Origin of the sequence: Tropicimonas sp. IMCC34043, from assembly GCF_003390845.1 — a bacterium.
Classification (GTDB): Bacteria; Pseudomonadota; Alphaproteobacteria; order Rhodobacterales; family Rhodobacteraceae; genus Tropicimonas.
Genome location: NZ_QMEK01000007.1, coordinates 22,601 through 41,096, shown reverse-complemented (window position 1 = coordinate 41,096; position 18,496 = coordinate 22,601). Strand labels below are relative to the sequence as shown.

16 protein-coding genes are annotated in these 18,496 nt (G+C 67.9%); 3 read left to right on the top strand and 13 right to left on the bottom strand.

The features are described from left to right. Positions 1-33: 33 nt before the first annotated feature. The 5 genes from DQG17_RS19005 to DQG17_RS18985 are packed head-to-tail and all read right to left on the bottom strand — an operon-like array spanning position 34 to position 8,609. Positions 34-1,767, bottom strand: a complete 1,734-nt coding sequence (locus DQG17_RS19005) for a hydantoinase B/oxoprolinase family protein (RefSeq protein ID WP_116134454.1) — start codon at positions 1,765-1,767, stop codon at positions 34-36. Positions 1,768-1,776: 9 nt separating this feature from the next. Then, positions 1,777-3,858, bottom strand: coding sequence for a hydantoinase/oxoprolinase family protein (locus DQG17_RS19000; RefSeq protein ID WP_198666207.1), 2,082 nt, complete (start codon positions 3,856-3,858; stop codon positions 1,777-1,779). Then, on the bottom strand, positions 3,855-5,576 hold the full coding sequence (locus DQG17_RS18995) for an ATP-binding cassette domain-containing protein (RefSeq protein WP_116134453.1): 1,722 nt from the start codon (positions 5,574-5,576) through the stop codon (positions 3,855-3,857). Before DQG17_RS18995 ends, DQG17_RS19000 begins: the two co-directional genes overlap by 4 nt. Next, positions 5,576-7,450 (bottom strand): hypothetical protein, encoded by a 1,875-nt coding sequence (locus DQG17_RS18990; RefSeq protein WP_116134452.1) that lies wholly within the window; start codon positions 7,448-7,450, stop codon positions 5,576-5,578. The genes DQG17_RS18995 and DQG17_RS18990 overlap by 1 nt, the downstream gene beginning before the upstream one ends. Before the next feature lie 34 nt (positions 7,451-7,484). Then, entirely contained in the window at positions 7,485-8,609 is a 1,125-nt protein-coding gene (locus DQG17_RS18985; RefSeq protein ID WP_116134451.1) for an ABC transporter substrate-binding protein, read from the bottom strand. A 390-nt stretch (positions 8,610-8,999) separates the two neighbouring features. On the opposite strand from DQG17_RS18985, the gene DQG17_RS18980 reads away from it, so the two are divergent. The 3 genes from DQG17_RS18980 to DQG17_RS18970 are packed head-to-tail and all read left to right on the top strand — an operon-like array spanning position 9,000 to position 10,915. After that, positions 9,000-9,476 carry a hypothetical protein gene (locus DQG17_RS18980; RefSeq protein WP_116134450.1) on the top strand — a complete coding sequence of 159 codons (477 nt, stop codon included), beginning with the start codon at positions 9,000-9,002 and terminating at the stop codon, positions 9,474-9,476. Further along, on the top strand, positions 9,473-10,171 hold the full coding sequence (locus DQG17_RS18975; protein ID WP_116134449.1) for a DUF1028 domain-containing protein: 699 nt from the start codon (positions 9,473-9,475) through the stop codon (positions 10,169-10,171). The genes DQG17_RS18980 and DQG17_RS18975 overlap by 4 nt, the downstream gene beginning before the upstream one ends. Positions 10,172-10,204: 33 nt before the next feature. Next, entirely contained in the window at positions 10,205-10,915 is a 711-nt protein-coding gene (locus tag DQG17_RS18970) for a DUF1028 domain-containing protein (protein ID WP_116134448.1), read from the top strand. Positions 10,916-10,935: 20 nt separating this feature from the next. On the opposite strand, the gene DQG17_RS18965 is transcribed toward DQG17_RS18970, so the two are convergent. Genes DQG17_RS18965 through DQG17_RS18930 form a run of 8 tightly spaced genes read right to left on the bottom strand, consistent with a single transcriptional unit; the run spans position 10,936 to position 18,495 of the window. Beyond that, positions 10,936-11,796 (bottom strand): hypothetical protein, encoded by an 861-nt coding sequence (locus tag DQG17_RS18965; RefSeq protein WP_116134447.1) that lies wholly within the window; start codon positions 11,794-11,796, stop codon positions 10,936-10,938. Then, positions 11,793-13,037: a hydantoinase/carbamoylase family amidase gene (locus DQG17_RS18960; protein WP_116134446.1), complete on the bottom strand. Its 1,245-nt coding sequence runs from the start codon at positions 13,035-13,037 to the stop codon at positions 11,793-11,795. Before DQG17_RS18960 ends, DQG17_RS18965 begins: the two co-directional genes overlap by 4 nt. Then, positions 13,034-13,912, bottom strand: coding sequence for an alpha/beta fold hydrolase (locus tag DQG17_RS18955; protein WP_116134445.1), 879 nt, complete (start codon positions 13,910-13,912; stop codon positions 13,034-13,036). The genes DQG17_RS18960 and DQG17_RS18955 overlap by 4 nt, the downstream gene beginning before the upstream one ends. A gap of 11 nt (positions 13,913-13,923) precedes the next feature. Next, on the bottom strand, positions 13,924-15,066 hold the full coding sequence (locus DQG17_RS18950) for a pyridoxal phosphate-dependent aminotransferase (RefSeq protein ID WP_116134444.1): 1,143 nt from the start codon (positions 15,064-15,066) through the stop codon (positions 13,924-13,926). Between the two features lie 16 nt (positions 15,067-15,082). Beyond that, on the bottom strand, positions 15,083-16,045 hold the full coding sequence (locus tag DQG17_RS18945) for a nucleoside hydrolase (RefSeq protein WP_116134443.1): 963 nt from the start codon (positions 16,043-16,045) through the stop codon (positions 15,083-15,085). Further along, the gene (locus DQG17_RS18940) at positions 16,029-16,862 is read right to left on the bottom strand and encodes an energy-coupling factor ABC transporter ATP-binding protein (RefSeq protein WP_116134442.1); all 834 of its coding nucleotides are present in this window, start codon (positions 16,860-16,862) and stop codon (positions 16,029-16,031) included. The genes DQG17_RS18945 and DQG17_RS18940 overlap by 17 nt, the downstream gene beginning before the upstream one ends. Continuing rightward, on the bottom strand, positions 16,859-17,716 hold the full coding sequence (locus DQG17_RS18935) for an energy-coupling factor ABC transporter ATP-binding protein (RefSeq protein ID WP_157973688.1): 858 nt from the start codon (positions 17,714-17,716) through the stop codon (positions 16,859-16,861). The genes DQG17_RS18940 and DQG17_RS18935 overlap by 4 nt, the downstream gene beginning before the upstream one ends. Next, entirely contained in the window at positions 17,707-18,495 is a 789-nt protein-coding gene (locus DQG17_RS18930) for an energy-coupling factor transporter transmembrane protein EcfT (RefSeq protein ID WP_116134440.1), read from the bottom strand. Before DQG17_RS18930 ends, DQG17_RS18935 begins: the two co-directional genes overlap by 10 nt. Position 18,496: the final 1 nt, after the last annotated feature.

Genomic DNA, 18,496 nt, shown 5'->3' with positions numbered 1-18,496 from the left:
TGTCTGTCCTTGTCTGGGACCGCGACCTGCGCCTCAGCCTGCGATTTGCGCGGTTTCGGCCCGCAGCGCCTCGGTCGCGCCCTCGTCGATCCCGGCATGATCCTTCGTCAGCACGACCTTGTAGATCTCGCGCGCCGCGCCGGCCGAGACCAGCCCATGGCGAACATCGCGCAGCACGGCCGCGGGCTGGCGCCGCGCCGGATCGCCAAAACCGCCCGCGCCTGCCGTGCGCATGCTGATCACGTCGCCCTTCCGCAACGCCAGCGTTCCCTTGGAATGCAGCCGCCGTTCGGCCGGCCCGGGGTTCAGGATCGTGCCGGCAAGCGCGCCCGCCTGTCCGCCTTCCAGCCCGTAGGGGGCTGTCACGTTGCGATCCCCGAGGTTGGTGACGAGGCCCGTCTCGGCCAGAAGCTCGACATCCTTGCGCATCGCCATGCCGCCACGGAACTGGCCCGCACCGGCGGTGTCGGGGACAAGCTCCATCCGGCGCACGAAGACCGGGGCGTTCATTTCCTGCACCTCGACCGGCGTGTTGGTGCCGTTGGTGGGCGAGGTCGTCGCCTCCTGCCCGTCGCGATGCCGGTGCGCGCCGACCCCGCCGATTGCCGTCATCCAGGCAAGAAAGGGCTTGCCGGTGTGGGGGCTGAGCGTGCCGCTGATCTTGGGGTTGGTAAAGCCCGAGCTGGCGGCAATCACCCGGTCGGGAACGATCTGCGCCAGCGCCCCCATGACCACCTCGTAGATCCGGTTGGCGTTGACGGCGCGCGCGCCGCTGGCAGCCCCCGGCCGCGGATTGACATAGCAGCCCTCGGGCGCCCGGATCTCGATGCAGCTGATGATGCCGAAGTTCTGCGCCGCGCGGGGCAGCGTCACCGCCTTGATCGCGGCAATGCAATAGGACCTTGTGTATTGCATGTAGGCATTGATCCCGGCGGCGCGTTGCGGCCCCGTTCCTTCCCAGTCACAGACGATGCGGCCGTCCTCGACGCTCAGCGCCAGCTTGAAGGGCACGGGGTCGGTCTCGGGGCCGACATCGTCGAGCACATCCTCGAAGTGATAGGTGCCCTGCGGCAGCGCGGCGATCGCCTCGACCATCGCGTCGCGGCTGCGGGCGATGATCTCGGCCATGCACTCGGCCAGCATCGCGGGCCCGTACTGGCGCGCCAGCGACTGCATCCGGGCGACGCCGGTCAGGTTGGCGGCGTATTGCGCGTGCAGATCGCCAAGCACATCCTTGATGCGCACGTTGCCTTCGATGATGCGCAGGATCTCGGGCACCGGTTCGCCGCCGCGATAGAGCAGCACGGGCAACAGCCGGATCCCCTCCTGGCAGGTCTCGCTGACGCCGACGACCTCTTCGCTGCCGGGCGCACTGCCGCCGACGTCGATGTGATGCGCGATGTTGACCGCGTATCCGATCAGCGTTTCGTCGTGGAATACCGGCGTCACCATGAAGATGTCGGGCAGATGGCCCGACCCGATGCTCGGGTCGTTGCAGATCACCGCGTCGCCCGGGCGCAGCGAGTCCGCGGGATACCACGACAGCATGTTGCGAACCGTGTAGGCCATCGACCCGAGGTGGCCGGGGCTGTAATCGCCCTGTGCGATCATGTTGCCCTCGGCGTCGAAGACGCCGGTGGAGAAGTCGGAGCCTTCGCGCACCGTCATCGAATAGGCGGTGCGCAGCAGGGTACTGCCCATCTCGGAGGCCGCAGACAGCAGCCCACCCCAGACGACAGAGAAGGTGACGGGATCAATCGTGCTCATGGTTGGGCCTCAGATTAGCGTGGTGACGAGGTTGCCGTGGGGATCGACGGTCGTGTCGCTGTCGGGCGGCAGGACGATGGTCGACTCGCGTTCCTCGACAATGGCGGGGCCGGCAATCCTGTCGCCGGGGCTGAAGCGATAGCGGTCATAGACCGGGCAGTCGGTGAACCCCGCGGTCTCGGGGAACCAGACCCGGCGGGTGCCGCGCTGCGCGCGCGCGACGTCGCCGTCGAGCGTCGGCAGTTCGTCGAGCGTCAGCGTGCGTCCGACCGCCGTGGCGCGCAGTCGCCAGTGGACGCCCAGAACCGCCCAGTCGGCATCGAAGGTGCGGTCGCCATAGGCCTGCGCATAGGCCGCGTGGAACGCCTGGCGCAGGGTCTCGATCCCGCCCTCGGCATAGGGCCAGCCGGGCAGATCGACCGCGATCTCGAACCCCTGCCCGGCAAAGCGCATGTCGCAGCTTGCAACCAGCGCCTGCCGGTCCGCCGGCACGCCCGCCTCGTCAAGCTGCTGGCGCGCGGTCGCCTCGAGCGCGGCGTAAAGCGCGTTGATCGCCGCGCGGTTGTCCTCGTCGAGCGTCAAGACCTGCGTGCGGGCCAGATCGAGCGAGGTCTCGGCCATCAGAAGCCCCACCGCGGATTCGACACCCGCGGCGCGCGGGAACACCACGCGCGGGCAGCCGAGCATCCGTGCCAGCCGGCTGCCATGCACCGGCCCGGCACCGCCGAAGGGGACCAGCGCGAACAGCCGCGGGTCCTTGCCGCGGTTGATCGTGACCGCACGCGCGGCCTGCGCCATCTGGGCTGTCACGACCTCGTGGATGCCCCAGGCGGCGTCCATCACGTCGATGCCGAGCGGGACCGCGACATCGCGCTCGATCGCGGTCAGCGCCGCCTCGGCATCGAGCTGCATTTCGCCGCCGAGGAAATAGTCGGGGTTGAGATAGCCAAGCACCAGGTCGGCATCGGTCACGGTCGGCAGACTGCCGCCGTTGCCGTAGCAGGCGGGTCCGGGTGCCGACCCCGCGCTTTCGGGGCCGACGGCGATTGTGCCCAGATCGACCCGCGCGATGCTGCCGCCGCCAGAGCCGATCTCGATCAGGTCGACCGCCGGGATGCTGACCGGCAGCCCGCTGCCCTTCTTCAGGTGGGCCATGTCGACCTCGAACTCGCTGGTCAGAAGCGGCTTGCCGTCTTCGACCAGACACAGCTTGGCGGTGGTGCCCCCCATGTCGAACGAGATCAGGTTGTCGGTCCCGGCCGCCGGCGCGAACCGCGCCGCGGTCAGCACGCCCGCCGCCGGGCCGCTTTCGATGATGCGGATCGGAAAGCGTTTGACGCTGTCGACGGTCGCGACGCCGCCGTTCGATTGCATGATCAGCATCGGCGCCTGCGACCCGAGCGCCGCCAACTGCCGGTCGAGCCGTTCGACATAGCTTGCGACCCCCGGCATCACATAGGCGTTCATGACCGTGGTGCTGGTCCGTTCGAATTCGCGGTAAAGCGGCGAGACCTCGCTTGAGATCGAGACCATCAGATCCGGGGCTTCGGCGCGAATGATCCCGGCCGCGCGCTGTTCGTGCTCGGGGTTGGCGTAGCTGTGCAGAAAGCAGATCGCGACCGAGACGACGTTGCGCGCGGCAAGCTCGCGGGCGATCTCGCGCAGGCGATCCTCGTCGAGCGGGGTATGGACCTCGCCGGTCCACAGCATCCGTTCGGGCACCTCGAAGACGCAGTCGCGCGGCACCAGCGGCGCGGGCCGGCCGGCGAGGTTGTCGTAAAGCTCGTAGCGCTTCTGGCGGCCGATCAGGATGACATCGCGAAACCCTTCGGTGGTGATCAATGCCGTCGCCGGGCCCTTGCGCTCGATCACGGTGTTGGTTGCGATGGTGGTCGCGTGGACCACCTCGGCGATCTCGCGCGGTTTGCGGCCGCTTTCGGCGATCCGCGTCATCAGCCCCTCGATCACCGCCCGTGCGGGATCGTCGGGGGTGCTGAGCACCTTGCCGATGTCGAACTTTCCGGTCTCGGGGTCGAGCACGGCAAAATCGGTGAATGTGCCGCCGATATCGATGCCAACGCGCAGATTCATGCTGTGGAACTCCTGGGGATTGCTGGCACGGGGCCGGTTTCATTGGGCTGCGTTGACCGGACATCCGGCGCGGCATTTTCCTGCGGCGGCGCGTTGGCCCCGCCGAGATAGGCTTCGCGCACGGCGGGGTTGCCGCGCAGCTCTTCGGCGCGGCCCTCCATGATGAGGCTGCCGTTGCGCAGGACATAGGCGCGGTCGACCAGTTCGAGCGCCTTGTTGGCGCTCTGCTCGACCATCAGGATGGTCAGGCCCTGCGACTTCCAGCGCGCAAGGATCTCGTAGACGCGATCCAGCATCAGCGGCGACAGGCCCATCGAGGGTTCGTCGATGCACAGGATCTGCGGCTTGCGCAGCCAGGCGCGGGCCATGGCCACCATCTGCTGTTCGCCGCCCGACAGCGTGCCGGCGGCCTGGTCGAGCCGCTTGGCAAGCCAGGGGAACTCGGCCACGGCAAGATCGATGTCGCGGTCGAGCACGGCCTTCGGCGTGTCGCGCCGGGCGTAGGCGCCCATCAGGATATTGTCGCGCACGGTCAGTTCCGCGAACATCCGCCGCCCCTCGGGGATCGAGGCGACGCCGAGCCCGATCACCTCGGCGGTGTTGCGCGCCTCAAGCGGCTTGCCGAACATCAGGATCTCGCCGCTGCGCGGCGTGGCAAGCCGCAGCACCGTCTTGATGGTGGTCGACTTGCCCGAGGCATTGCCGCCCAGAACCGCCACCGCCTCGCCGCGCCCGACGGTCAGCGACAGGCCGAACAGCGCCTGCACGGCGCCATAATAGACGTCGATGTTGCGCAGCTCGATCGCCGGGCTGTCGGCGGGGCCGGGCATCGGCTCGGCCGGGGCATGGTCGATATGGCCCTTCACCACCGCATGGCTGCCCGGCGTGCCGACCCGGCCCAGATAGGCCGTTGCGACCTCGGGGTGGGCAAAGGCGCGTTCGGGCGTGTCGTCGATCAGCACCGCTCCCTCGGCCAGCACGACGGTGCGGCGGCAGAGCTTGCGAACGATGTCGAGCTTGTGCTCGACCATGATGATCGCCATCTGCGGGAACCTCTGGCGCACCTCGATCAGCAGATCGGCCAGCTCGTGGCTTTCGGTCGGGTTCATGCCCGCGGTCGGTTCATCGAGCAGCAGCACATCGGGGGCGGCCGCCAGCGCGCGGGCGATGTCGAGCCGGCGGCGGTTGGCATAGGACAGGCTGTGGCTTGGCTGGTCGCGGCGCGGCCAGAGACGGTCGCCGAACAGGTGCAGCACCTCTTCCGAGCGGGCATCGGCCGCGGCCGCCTGCCTGCGGTAGCGCCCGATCCCGAACAGCGCGTTGACCGGTTCGGCGAACATCCCGAAGGCCGCGGCGGTGCGTCCGCCGCCGATCAGCCCGCGCTGGGTGCCGACGCGCACGCTTTCCCCGATGGTGAGGCCGGGGAACACCCGGCTGGTCTGGAATGTGCGGCCGACCCCCAGCGCCGCGATCTCCTCGGGCTTGCGCCCGTCAAGCCGCTGGCCGTTGAACGAAATCGTGCCGCTGCTGGGCCGGCAAAAGCCGGTGATCGTCTGGATCAGCGTCGATTTTCCGGCGCCGTTCGGGCCGACGATGCCGACGAATTCGCCCGGGGCGATGGCAAGGCTGACGCCGTTCACCGCCTTCAGGCCGCCGAAGCTGACACTGACGTTGTCCAGCACCAGTCCGCCCGAGGTCTTCTGTGTCATGTCGAGCATCAGTGGACTCCTGCGATGCCCTGCGGACGGAACCGCAAAGTCAGATAAAGGATCGCGCCGAACAGGATCATCCGGAACTCGGCGGTGTCGCGCAGCACCTCGGGCAGCACGATCAGCGCCGTGGCGCCCAGCAGCGCGCCGGTCAGGTTGCCAAGCCCGCCCAGCACAACGATGGCGATCAGCAGGAACGAGGTGTCGATGCGGAAGCTGTCGGGGCTGATGAAGCGATGCAGGAAGGCATAGAGCCCGCCCGCGAGCCCGGCGCAAAGCCCGGCGATCACGAACGACGTGATCAGATAGCGCCGCACCGGAAGGCCCGCGGCATGGGCCGCGACCCGGTCTTCGCGGATCGCCCGCCAGCAAAGCCCCACGGGCGAGGCCAGAAGCCGGCCCAGCACCACCACGCTCAGCACAAGCAGCGCCAGCGCCAGCCAGTATTGCGCCGCAACCGAGGTCAGCGGCAGGTCGGGCAGGAACGACAGCGACGGGCGCGGGATGCCGAAGATGCCGTTCGGGCCGCCGGTGACGGCGGTCCAGTTCAGCATCACCAGCCACAGCAGCACGCCGACCGCCAGCGTCGCCAGCCCGACCACATGCCCGGTCAGGCCCGCGGCGACAAGGCCGACGAGGGCCGCGACCAGCGCGCATCCGACCGCCGCCGCCAGCAGGGCCAGATCGGCGCTGGCGCCATGCTTGGCCAGGATCGCCGCGATATAGGCCCCGACCCCGAAAAAGCCCGAGAAGCCCAGGTACATGATCCCGGCCGAGCCCGACAGAACGGTCAGACCCACGGCCAGCAGACCGAAGATGATGACGACCAGCGCAACCTGCACCATATAAGTTGACAGCGGCAACACCGGCACCACCGCCGCAAGGCAGAGACACAGCGCCAGCGCCTTGTAGGAGAGCGAAAAGCCACGCACCGCCGGCAGCGGCTGCCCGCCCTGGCCGATCAGGATGCTGGTCGAGGGCATGATCCCCGAGGCGCCGCGAGAGCCGCCGAGCGCATCGAGCCTGCGGTTGCCGAGAAGCCCCTGCGGGCGGAAGGTCAGGATCAGCAGCAGGATGCCGAAGGCCACCATGTCGCGGAATCCCTCGCCGATATAGCCGACCGCCAGCGCCTCGAGCACGCCGAGCAGCAGGCCGCCGACGACGGCGCCGGGGATGCTCGACAGCCCGCCCAGCAGCGCCGCGGCAAAGCCCTTGAGGCCGAAGGGGATGCCCATCTGCGGATAGACGGTCTGATAGTACATCGCGACCATGATGCCCGCGACCGCGGCGAGCGCCGCCCCGAGGCCAAAGGCCAGCAGCCGCAGGCGTTCGGTGTTCACGCCCATCTGGCGCACCGCATCCATGTCCTGCGACATGGCGCGCAGCGCCCGGCCGGACCAGCTGCGGGTCAGGAAGAAATAAAGCGCGGTCATGGAGGCGAGCGAGATTACCAGGATCGCGGCGTCCATGCCGGTAAGATAGGCCGCGCCGATCACGACGCTGTAGTCCGACAGCGGGCTTGGAAAGGGATGCGCCTCGGGGGTCCAGATGATCTCGGCCGCCTGATCGAGCATGAAGGTGATCGCGAGCGTCGACAGCAAGGGCGCGATGAAGGGGGCATTCTCGAGCGGGCGCAGCGCCACCCGCTCGATCAGCATTCCAAGCAGGGTCGTGATGGCGATGGAACCCACCGCCGCCACCACGAGGGGCAACCCGATAAGGATGCCGGTATAGGACAGGAAGGCGCCGAGCATCAGCAGCGAGCCCTGGGCGAAGTTGATCAGGTTGGTGACACCAAAGATCAGTGCAAAACCGATCGCGACCAGAGCGTAAACGTTGCCGATCACCAGCCCGTTCAGAATTTGGCTTAGGAATTCTATCATTTTTTCCTCACGTGCTGGATGTTGACGCGCAGCCTCACTCGAAGGGCTGGTAGCCGTCTCCCTTGACGACGATGTAGCTGATCGCGCGCGCGCCCAGATCGCCGGTGCCTTCGTATTTCAGCGTGCCGCTGACGCCCTGCAGCGGGGGCGCATCTGCGATCTGGTCGCGGATCGCCTGCCGGGTCAGCGGCTTGCCCTCGTCAAGGATGGTGCGGATCGCGGTGGTGACGATCAGCATCGCGTCCCAGGTGAAGGCCGAGTAATAGTTCGGGTCGGTGTCGAACTTGGCGCGATAGCTCTTGGTGAACTCGATCGCCGCCGGGGCGGATGCCAGGAACGGCGTCGGCATCACCACGCCTTCGGCGGCGCCGCCGGCAAGCTCGATGAACTTGGGGTCGTTCAGCGTGTCGGTGCCGGCGACCTTCAGGTCGGGGTCGGCCTGACGAAGCTGCTGCATGAACAGCGCCGATTCCGCATAATGGCTGACCAGGAACACGCCGTCGGGCTTGGCGGCCAGGATCTTGGTCACCAGGGGGCGGAAATCGCGGGTCTCGGGGATCATCGCTTCCGACAGCACCACCTCGGCGCCACGTTCGCTCAGCCGTTCGCCGACCATCTTGTTGGTGACCATGCCCCAGTCGTCCTTGAAATAGACGATGGCGATCTTGTTCATGCCCATCTTGTCGATCAGCAGGTCGACATGGGGATCGACCATCGAGGCATGGGTCGGCGTCGTGCGGAACTGATAGGGGCTGATCTTGACATAATCGGGATGGCCCGCGGTCGGCGCGACCTGCGCCAGCGAGGCCTCGGCGAGGATCGGACCCGCGGCCATCGATTCGGTCGAGGTCTGTCCGCCGATCACCGCCATCACGGCGGGGTCGCTGGCAAACTTCTGAGCGATGTTGGCAGCCTCGCGCGGGGCGCCGCGGCTGTCTTCGATCATCAGTTCAAGGTCGCGGCCATCGATGCCGCCGGCGGCGTTGACCTCGTCGACATACATCGAGGCGGCGTCCTTGAACCGCGCGCCAAGTGCCGAGCGTTCCCCCGACATCGGGCCGAACAGCCCGATCACGATCGGGTCTGTGGACTGGGCGTGGGAACTGGTTCCGACGAGGGCCGCAAGGGCCGCCGCAGCAAGAAAGGCAGGTCTCTTCATGAATGCTGTCCTGAGGCTTGAGGGAGGGAGGAACGAGGCTGGAAGGAGAGAGGAAGCGAGCGAGCATGCAGGTTGGCGTGGTATGTCAGAAAATTTAGAAGCTAAACGAAATGGCGATCAAAGGAAAAATGTCACATACCGTGCGAAACCCTGAAATCGCCGGTGCTGTGCATAAAAAATGTGCAGGCATCGCGTCCAATGGCGTGATTCCCGCGGTATTCTGGCCGGAAATACGCGAATCCCCTCGATTCGACCCGGTTGTCCCGGACCGCCCCCGTGGTCGAATGGCCCCTGAATGGACCGGATGGAGCCACTACACCCTCGCATCTCGCTTCGGGCCAACTAAACATTTCTCTTGAAACTGTCTCCGGGATCGCTTCAAATCCGGGCATGACCAAAGCCAAGACTCCGTCCCATTCGAACGGCCGCTCCTTTGAACTCTTCGACGAGCTGATGCCGGTTCGCCGCTACAAGCTGCTGCTGCAGACGTTCCTGAAACGTCGCGGCCCGGGGGCACGTCAGGCCTTTGCCGAGGCGCTTGGTCATACCCGCAGCTTCGTGACCCAGATCACCAGCCCGGCCTATGATCTGGCGATCTCGGCGGCGCAGGTGCGGGCGATCCTGCGGCTCGGAGTGCTGACCGCCGAGGAGGAACGCGTGTTCCTCGAAGCCTATGTCGCGGCGCATCCCGACCGCGCCTCGGATGTCTACACCCATGCCCATGACGGCTTTTCGCTGGCGCTGCCGGATCTCGACGATCCGGTGGCGCAGGCGCGCATGGAGGCGTTGATCCGGAAACTGGCGGAAGGCGTGATCGAGAGCTTCCTCGAAGAGGCCCGGGCACGGCGCAAGGGGGACGGCAAATGAATATCGACCTGACCCACGAAGGGACCATGCTGAGCGTGCTGGCCTGCGAGCCCGCGACCGGCGCGCTGGGGATTGCGCTTGCCTCAAGCTCGATTGCCATCGGCTCGCGCTGTCCGCACATCGACACCGAGCGTGCCGCGCTGACCAGTCAGGGATTCACCAACCTCAAGGTGGGTCCGCTGGCGCTCGACCTGATCCGCTGCGGGCTGACCTCGGCCGAGGTGCTCGAGGCGCTGCGCCAGCACGACCGCTGGCTGGAATACCGCCAGATCGGCATCATCCGCGTCGACGGGCTGGTTGCGGCCTATACCGGCAGCATGACGCGCGGCCGCGCCGGGCATCACATCGGCGAGAATTTCCTCAGCCTCGGCAACGGGTTGCCGGAGGAGGGCGCGCCGCTGGAACTGGCCGCGGCGGCCTATGCCGAGGCCGCGGACCAGCCGATCGCCGAGCGGCTGCTGCTGGCGCTCGAGGCGGTGAAGGCCTCGCTCGGCGACAGCTTTCCCATCGTGTCGGGGTCGCTTCTGGTGCGGGCCCCACGCGCGGAAAGCCAGATCGACCTGCGCGTCGACATGCCGACGCAACCCGTCACCGAGGGCGGAAACGGCCTTGCCGACCTGCGCCGGCTTTACACCGCCTACCTGCCGCTGGTCGACATCTACGCCACCCGGTCGGTGGCGCCGCAACCGTTCTGACCGCCTTTCACGCATCAACAGGAGTCCTGCCCCGTGACCTTCACCATCGTTGCCCGCGACCCCGAGACCCGGTGGCTCGGCGTCTGTCTTGCCACCAGCCCGCTCGGGGTCGCCTCGCGCTGCCCGCATGTCCGGGGCGGTGTCGCGGCAATCTCGTCGCAATGTCATTCCGACTGGCGCCATGGGCTGGCCGGCCTCGATCTGGCCGCCCGCGGCTGGTCGCCCGAACAGATCCTGGGCGCGCTGGCCCAGAAGGACCCGTTCTTCGACTATCGCCAGGTGGGCATCGTCACCGCCGATGGACGCGCCATCGCCCACAGCCCGTCGAAGGGTGCCGCCTGGACCGGGCACCGTGTCGGCGAGGGCTTCGTCGCGATGGGCAACGGTCTGGCCGGGTCGCAGGTCGTCGACGCCATCCATGACAGTTTTGCCGCCGAGACCGGCACCGATTTCATGGAGCGTCTGGTTCGCGCCATCGAGGCGGGATATGCCGCCGGCGGCGAGATCATCGGTCAGAGATCCGCGGGCCTCATCGTCTGTGCGCCAGACACGGATCGGCCGCTGATCGACATTCGTGTCGACATGGCCAATCCGCTGCCGGAAGAGGGCGGCGATGCGGTCCTCGACCTGCGGCGTGTCTTCGACGCCTATAAGCCGCTGGTGCCCTATTACGCCAGGGATTGGCTCGACAATCCCGAGATGAAATGGGCCGAGTACCTCGCCAAGAAAACAGCGGCCGCCTGAAGGGGTCCGGCCGGGAGCGCTCAAACGCCCTCGGCCAGAACCTCGAACGGGGCAAGGCCGCGGTCGATCATGTGCCGGGCGAACAGATCGCTTTCAGGTCCGGCAAGAACCGCGACGCGGTATCCGTTCCGGCGGTAATCCTCGGCCTGATCGGCAACGAGGTCGCGCGCGAGGTGCGCCGCCTCGGGGGACAGCCCGGCGGGCGGCAGTTGCAGCAGCCCCCAGCCGGCTGCCTCGAAGCCGGCAGTTGCGCCGGGCTGCGACAGCGCCGCGTCAGGCACGATCAGGATGCGCCGCCCGCGTTCGGGGTCGATGGCGTGGCCGCCGCCGCCGACCTCTGCCAGCCCGAGGAACCCGGCAAGCCGCGCCATCTCGGCCACTGGCGCATAGCCCGGCAGTTCGGTGCCGATGCCGATCACCCGCGGCACGGGCAGGCCGCGCGCGCGCAGCACCTGTTCCAGCACCTCGATCCAGACCCCTTTTCCCGCGACCAGCGAGACCTCGCGCGCCCCGGGCCGCCCGCCCCAGCCGGTGCCGTGGTCGGTCGTCGTCACGCCGCTCGACGGCGAGCCGTCGACGCCGAGCAGCACCAGATCGTCGCAGCCATCGGCGCAGGTGCGTTCCAGAACGTCGGCGACCGATCCCGCGACCAGCCGGCAATGGCGGCGATAGCCGGGGGTGTCGTATTGCTCGCGCACCTGCCACCAGCGGCTGCAGCCCAGAAACGTCATTTCGGGGCAGGGCATCTGCTGGATCGTGAAGCCTGCGGTCCGCAGCAGATCGAGCAGCGGCACCACGGCGCCGGGGCAGACCTCGTATTCCGCGACCTTGGCGTTCTGGTTCGCCAGGCAATTGGACAGGAGCGCGATCCGCCGGCTCATGGCGCCTGTTCCGCCAGCGCCAGCACGGTATCGAGCAGCACCTGCGCGCCGGCGGCAACATCGGCGGGGGTGGCGCTTTCCGCCGGATCGTGGCTGATCCCGTCCTTGCAGGGAATGAAGAACATCGCCGAAGGGCAGATCGCCGCCAGATGACGCGCGTCATGCCCGGCGGCCGAGGCCATGGGACGAAACCCGATGTCGCGCCCGCCCGCCGCCGCCGCGAGACGCGCGCACAGATCCGGGTCGAAATCGTTCGAGGGCGCGTGGACCAGAACCCGGACCGTCCCGGCGCAGGGCAGGGCGCCTTGCGCAACGATGGGCGCGATCACTTCCGCCGCGGCGTCGAGCACGTCATTCGAGGGGTGGCGCAGGTCGATGCGGAACACCACCTCGCCCGCCACCACCGATGGCGCGTTCGGGTGCACCTCGACCCGGCCGATGGTGAACCGGATGCCGGGGTCGGCCTGCAGCATGTGGTCCTGCAAGGCCGTTGCGACGCGGGCAAAGGCCATGACCGCATCCTTGCGCCCCGCCATCGGCGCGGTGCCGGCATGGCCGCGCTGCCCGATCAGCGTCACCTCGCAGGTGACCTTGCCCTGAATGCCCGAAACGACGCCGATCGGCACGCCCGCGGCCTCCAGCTCGGGTCCCTGTTCGATATGCGGCTCGATATAGGCTGTGGGCACGAACGGCGCGCGCAGGGGGACCGCGGGAAAGGCCGCGTGGAGGCGGTCGATCTCGGCCCCGCAGATCGCGCCTTCGGCGTCCCGCGCGTCCCGGATCGCGGCAATCCCGCGCACGCCCGCGAAATATTCTGACCCCATCATGCCGGGCGCAAAGCGCGAGCCTTCCTCGTTCATCCAGGCCACGACCGCGATGTCGCGCCGCGGCCAGAGGCCCGCGCGGGCCAGCGCCTCGACCGTCTCGAGGGACGCGAGCACGCCGAACACCCCGTCGAACCGCCCGCCGGTCGGCTGGCTGTCCAGATGCGAGCCGATCAGGACCGGCGGCAGCGCGCGGTCCCGCCCGGGCAGGGTCAGAAACAGGTTCGCCGCGGCGTCTGTCGCAGGTTCCAGCCCGAGCGGCGCCGCCCAGTCGAGCATCTGGCGCCAGGCGGCGTGGTCCTGATCGCTCAGCGCCTGCCGGTTCACCCCGCCGCCCGGAAATCCGCCGATCTCGGCCATCCGCATCAGCCGTGCCCAGAGCCGGTCAGGGTCGATGTCGGGCTGCCCTGCGGTCATTTCGTGCGCATCACCTGACCGGGATCGGCGCGGGGGTCGCGCCCGGTCCAGGCCCCGGCCTCGACCTGCGCGAGGAACTCGGCCAGCAGGGAATTGAACAGCTCGGGTTCTTCCAGGTTCAGGGTGTGCCCGGTCTTGGGAAAGACCGCGAGGCCGCAGGCGGGAATGGTCTTTTTCAGGAATATGCCGGTCTGCAGGCAGTGGTCGTCCTCGTCGCCCGTCATCACCAGCGTCGGCACCTGCATCGCGGCAAATTCCTCGGCCAGATCGTACAGCGACGGGCGGCGCGCCTGCACCCCGCGCATGGTCAGCGCGGCACCGGTGTCGGAATGGCGCGACAGCCGGTCTGCGAACTCGGCCCAGCCGCGCGGGTCCTTGTTCTGGAACTGCACCCGGCTTGCCCCCTCGGCATAGATCCGCGAGAACGCCTTGGCGCCCATGGTCTCGAAACTGTCGGCAACGGCCAGCGAGACACCGCGGAAATAGTCTTCGAACTCCTTTTCGGCGCCATATCCGGTTCCGGCGATGGTCAGCGACAGCGCGCGGTCGGGCGCGATCAGGCCCAGATGCGCGGCCGCAAACCCGCCCATCGACAGCCCGACCACATGCGCCTTGTCGATCTTGAGGCCATCGAGCACCGCAAGCGCATCCTCGGCCGCGATCCGCTGAGAATAGCTGTCGAGATCGCCGGGAATGTCCGAGGGGGCATAGCCGCGCGCGGCATAGGTGATGCAGCGATGGCGGCGGGCAAAGCGGCGCATCTGCGGCTCCCATGCGTCATGGTTGCCGCCGAATTCGTGGATGAACAGGATCGGCGTGCCCTGGCCCGCCTCTTCGAGATAAAGCTTCACACCGTCGCGCGCGGTCACATACATCGTCATTCTCCTCAGAACAGCGCCGGGACCGTATCGATCCCGCGTGCTTCCTCGATCGTCTCGGGCAGCAGGTTGCAGAAGGTCTGCGCCCAATCCTCGGGGACCGTGGTCGAGACCTTGATGAAGTCCTTGCCAAAACGCGCCGTGTGATAGGTGCCCTGCCGGATCATCACGCCGCGGCGGCGATAGGCCTCGACCAGCGCCTCGGGGCTGACGCCGGAGCTTGCGGTGCCGATGCACAGGAAATTCGCCTGCGAGGGCCAGACCAGCAGATCGAGGCCCGGTGCCGCGGCCACCGCCGCGCGGATCATCTCCTGATTGGTGCGGTTGATGCGCAGCACGGTCTCCATCCACTCGGCCTTGACCTTCAGCCCGGCCTCGGCGGCGCGCTGGCCGACGACGCCGGCGCCAAGGACCGAACTGGCAAAGCCCGCGCATTCCCCGATCAGCGCCGGGGCACCGACCAGCGCGCCGATCCGCATCCCGGCAAGCCCCAGCCATTTCGAGAAGCTGACCGAACAGACCGCCACCTCGGGGTCGATGCGCAAGGCGGGCGTGTGGCCCGGGGCAAAGTCGCGATAGGTGCAGTCATGCACCAGCAGCGCCCCGACCGACCGCGCGATCTGGCAGAAGGCGGCGATTTCATCGGCGCTGTAGGTGGTGCCAAGCGGGTTGTTCGGATCGACCAGATAGATCAGCGCACAGCTTTCATCGACCGCCGCCTGCAAGGCCGCGGGCGTCAGTTTATAACCCGTCTCCGGGCCGAAGATCGGCAGTTCCACCACCTCGGCGCCCTGCTGGCTGGCGAACATGCCGGGCCATTTCCAGGACGGATCCGAGGTGACGAAGGTCGTGCCGGGGCGGCAGCGCGCGCGGCACAGCGTGGCAAGCGCGTTCACGCCGCCTTCGGTCACCAGGGCGGTTCCCTCGACGCCAAGGTCGGCGACGATGGCCGCGCGCAGGCTTTCAAAGCCGAGCGGCGGGGCATAGGCGTTGTATTCGCCCTTGTGGATCGAGCCGACCATGGCCGCGATCACGGCCGGATGCGCCGGGATGTGGTTGGTGTTCTGCCCCATCCAGATCAGCCCTTCGGAGTTGAAGAGCCTGTCGAAATAGCGATTGCGCAGCTCGGGGCCGCTGAGGGCTTCGGTCATGGGTCGTTCCTTGTGGTCAGTCGGCGAGGGCTGCGATCAGCATCTCGGCGAAACGGTCGGTGTCGGCGCGGCGGATCACCCGCGCATTCGGCGGATCGGCGTACCAGAGCTTGTCGATCTCGGCCTCGGCGGGCGTCAGGGGCGTGCAGACCGAGGAATAGGCACGGGTCAGCTCGCCCTGGGTCTCGACATCGACAAGGCAGTCGGCGGCCTCGAGCATGACGCTCGGGTCGATGGCGCAGGCGCAGGTCAGGCTGTCGGGATGGGTGCTGAGCGGACGGCCATAGCGCATCGCGGTGCGCTTGAAGGGCGCCTGCGAGATCCGCAGGAAGAACCGCGACAGCGCCGTGTCCATGGCCTCGATCCGGCGCAGCGCGGGGTCGGGCAACAGGCCCGAGGTCATCGTCAGCGTCCAGGTCGACAGCGTCAGCGCAAAGCCCGCGTTGACGACGATCTTCGCCGCCTCGGGGTCGCAATAGAAATTGAACTCGGACGCGGGCGTGGTGTTGCCAAGCGCATTGTCTGTGCCGCCCATCACCCACAGGTGCTTCAGCGCCTGCGCGATCCGCGGCTCCTTGACATAGGCGGCGGCGATATTGGTCAGCGGCGCCTGGGCGATGATTTCGATCTCGCCGGGGTTCGACATCACCAGATCGATGATCCGGTCGACGGCATGGTCCGGTTCGGGGCGCTGGCGCGCCTTCGGGAAACCGGCGTCGCTCATCCCGTCTTCACCGAAGAATTCGGTGGCATCGACGGGCTTGCGCAGCATCGGTCTGGGACAGCCGAGATAGACCGGCACCTTGCCGCCTGCGCCCGCAACCTCGAGCGTATAGAGCGCGTTTTCCGCCTGCTGCAGGAAATCGACATTGCCATTGCAGATGGTGATCGCCTCGAGCGTGACCTGCGGCGCCTTGAGCGCCAGCAGGATCGAAAAGGCGTCGTCGCCTGCGGTGTCGGTATCAATGATCAGACGCATCGGCGTCTCCTTCCATAGTCGGGACGAGCCGTGCGACCAGCTCGGCCGGGGTCAGCGCAACGGGCAGGCCGAGCGCTGCGGCAAGCACCGCAATCTGCGGCCGCTCGACCGAGACGCTGTGGGGCGCCTGTTCGTCGGCGAAGAACCTGCGCACGGTGGCATCGACGGCAAGCAGGCCGCCCGCAAGCCCCAGCACCCGGTCGGCAGTATCGGCGACGAAGTCCATGTCGTGGCAGACAAGGACGATGGCACGCCCCGCCGCGCGTTCCTCGGCGATGATGTCGGCAAGCCGGGCGCGCCGCTGCCGGTCAAGCCCCCTCTGCGCCTCGTCAAGCAGCAGCAGACGCGGGGCGCAGGCCAGCACCGAGGCAATCGCGACAAACCGCCGGGTCGCCGCGTCGAGGTCGAGCGGATGGGTATCGAGCAGCCCCTCGAGCCCGGTGCGGGCCACGGCCTCGGCGATGCGGGCCTGCAGCGCGTCTTCGCCAAGGTTCAGTTGCGCCGGGCCAAAAGCGATCTCGCTGCGCACCGTGGCGTTGAAGATCTGCTGTTCGGGCGCCTGAAACACGGTGCCGACGGTGCGGGCAAGCTCGCTGACCTTGCGGTCTGCGGTATCGGCGCCGTCGATCAGCACCGTGCCCGCGTCGGGGCGCAGCAATCCGTTCAGAAGCCGCAGCATGGTGCTTTTGCCGGCGCCGTTGCGCCCGACCAGCGCCACAACCTCGCCCGGATGCACGGCAAACGAGATGTCGCGCAACACCGGCGTTTCACCATAGGCGAAGCCGACCGCGCGCAGGTCCAGAAGCGGTGCGTTCATGCCGGTATCGTCCCTTCCATAACGGCCCCGAAGGCCGCCACCGCCTCGTCCAGATCGAACGGCGGCAGGATGCCACCCGGCCAGCGCCCGGCCTTCGCCAGCAGCGCCGCCACTTCGGCAACCGCGGGCAGGCCAAAGATATCGCGGGTCCGGGGATGGGCCAGAAACGCCCGCGCATCGCCGTCAAAGACAATCCGCGCCTCGTCGAGCAGCAAAAAGCGGTCGGCGACGACAAGCGGCGGGCCAAGCGCCACATCGCACCAGATCGTGGTCAGCCCGCCCGGCAGGTCGGCCATCTGTGCCAGCAGGATATCGCGCGACTCGGGGTCGAAATTGCCGGTCGGTTCGTCAAGCACCAGCGCGCGCGGCTGCATCGCCAGCGCCGCGGCAATCGACAGCCGCTGCTGTTCGCCGCCCGACAGCGAGAAGGGATCGCGCTCGAGCAGGTGGGCGAGGTTGCACATGGCAACCGCCCGTTCGGCCCGCGCCACGATCTCGTCCGGCGGCAGGCCGAGGTTGCCGGGGCCGAAGACGATCTCGTCCCAGACGGTAAAGGCGAACCCCGAAAGCTGCTGCATCGGCACCTGACCGACGAATTGCACGGTCTCGGTGCGGGTCCGGGCGTCGAGGCCCTGCCAGGTCGTGCCGTTCACCCGCACCTCGCCCTGGCTTGCCTTGTGGGCGCCGCGCGGCAGCCAGCCCGCGATCCATTGCGCCAGCGTGCTCTTGCCCGAGCCGTTGCCGCCAAGGATCGCGATCCGCTCGCCCTCGGCAATCTCAAGGGTGATGCCATCGAGCACGGGCGCGTCCGGCTCGTACCCGAATGTCAGGTTGTCGACCTCGATCAGCGCCACAACAGGCCTCCGGCTATCTGGAAGGGAATACTGATCAGGATCAGCCGCCGGGCCCAGAGCTGGGCCGGACTGTCGGGCGGCGGGTCGAGCACCGTGCGCCGAGGGACGGCGCGAAACCCGCGGCCGTCGAGAACCTGCGCGCGATGGTCGATATCGGCCAAAGCCAGCGTGATCAGCGGCATCAGCAATGCGGGAAAGGCGCGGATCCGGGTCATCAGGCTGCCGTTCAGGTCAAGCCCGCGGGCCGACTGTGCCTCGCGGATCGCCCGCGCGCGCGTCGTGAACGGGTCGAGCAGCAGCAGCGGGCTGGCGATCAGATAGGCCATACCGGGGGGAAAGCCCTTTGAATCGAGCGCCTTGAGAAGCCGGGCGGGATGGGTCGTGGTGACGAACAGCAGCGATCCCGCCAGCAGCGCCGCAATCCGCCCGAGGATATGGAACATGAAGGCAATGCCATCCCGGCTGACCGTCAGACCGAACCAGTCGGTCTGGTTGCCGTGGCCCACGAGCAGACCGTGGACCACGAACAGGGCAACCGTCAGCGGTGTCAACGTGAAGGCAAGCCGCCGCGCAAAGACCTTTCCCGCCCCCGCCAGAATGCCTGTCGCCGCGGCAAGACCGGCCAACGCGATCGTGCCCGCGGTCGGCAGCACGAAGGCCGCGACCGCGATCCACAGCACGGCGACAAGCTTGGTCATGGGGTTGAGCCGGTGCAGCCAGCTTGTGCCCGGCACATAGAGCAGGGCGTGGTCCGAACCGGAGGGACGCGCGACGGCCATG

Coding starts and splice junctions, on each gene's coding strand:
- DQG17_RS18930 (WP_116134440.1), bottom strand. CDS start 18,495: ATGGCCGTCGCGCGTCCCTCCGGTTCGGACCACGCCCTGCTCTATGTG.
- DQG17_RS18965 (WP_116134447.1), bottom strand. CDS start 11,796: ATGAGCCGGCGGATCGCGCTCCTGTCCAATTGCCTGGCGAACCAGAAC.
- DQG17_RS18975 (WP_116134449.1), top strand. CDS start 9,473: ATGAATATCGACCTGACCCACGAAGGGACCATGCTGAGCGTGCTGGCC.
- DQG17_RS18985 (WP_116134451.1), bottom strand. CDS start 8,609: ATGAAGAGACCTGCCTTTCTTGCTGCGGCGGCCCTTGCGGCCCTCGTC.
- DQG17_RS18950 (WP_116134444.1), bottom strand. CDS start 15,066: ATGACCGAAGCCCTCAGCGGCCCCGAGCTGCGCAATCGCTATTTCGAC.
- DQG17_RS19000 (WP_198666207.1), bottom strand. CDS start 3,858: ATGAATCTGCGCGTTGGCATCGATATCGGCGGCACATTCACCGATTTT.
- DQG17_RS18960 (WP_116134446.1), bottom strand. CDS start 13,037: ATGACCGCAGGGCAGCCCGACATCGACCCTGACCGGCTCTGGGCACGG.
- DQG17_RS18945 (WP_116134443.1), bottom strand. CDS start 16,045: ATGCGTCTGATCATTGATACCGACACCGCAGGCGACGACGCCTTTTCG.
- DQG17_RS18990 (WP_116134452.1), bottom strand. CDS start 7,450: ATGATAGAATTCCTAAGCCAAATTCTGAACGGGCTGGTGATCGGCAAC.
- DQG17_RS18940 (WP_116134442.1), bottom strand. CDS start 16,862: ATGAACGCACCGCTTCTGGACCTGCGCGCGGTCGGCTTCGCCTATGGT.
- DQG17_RS18955 (WP_116134445.1), bottom strand. CDS start 13,912: ATGTATGTGACCGCGCGCGACGGTGTGAAGCTTTATCTCGAAGAGGCG.
- DQG17_RS19005 (WP_116134454.1), bottom strand. CDS start 1,767: ATGAGCACGATTGATCCCGTCACCTTCTCTGTCGTCTGGGGTGGGCTG.
- DQG17_RS18995 (WP_116134453.1), bottom strand. CDS start 5,576: ATGCTCGACATGACACAGAAGACCTCGGGCGGACTGGTGCTGGACAAC.
- DQG17_RS18980 (WP_116134450.1), top strand. CDS start 9,000: ATGACCAAAGCCAAGACTCCGTCCCATTCGAACGGCCGCTCCTTTGAA.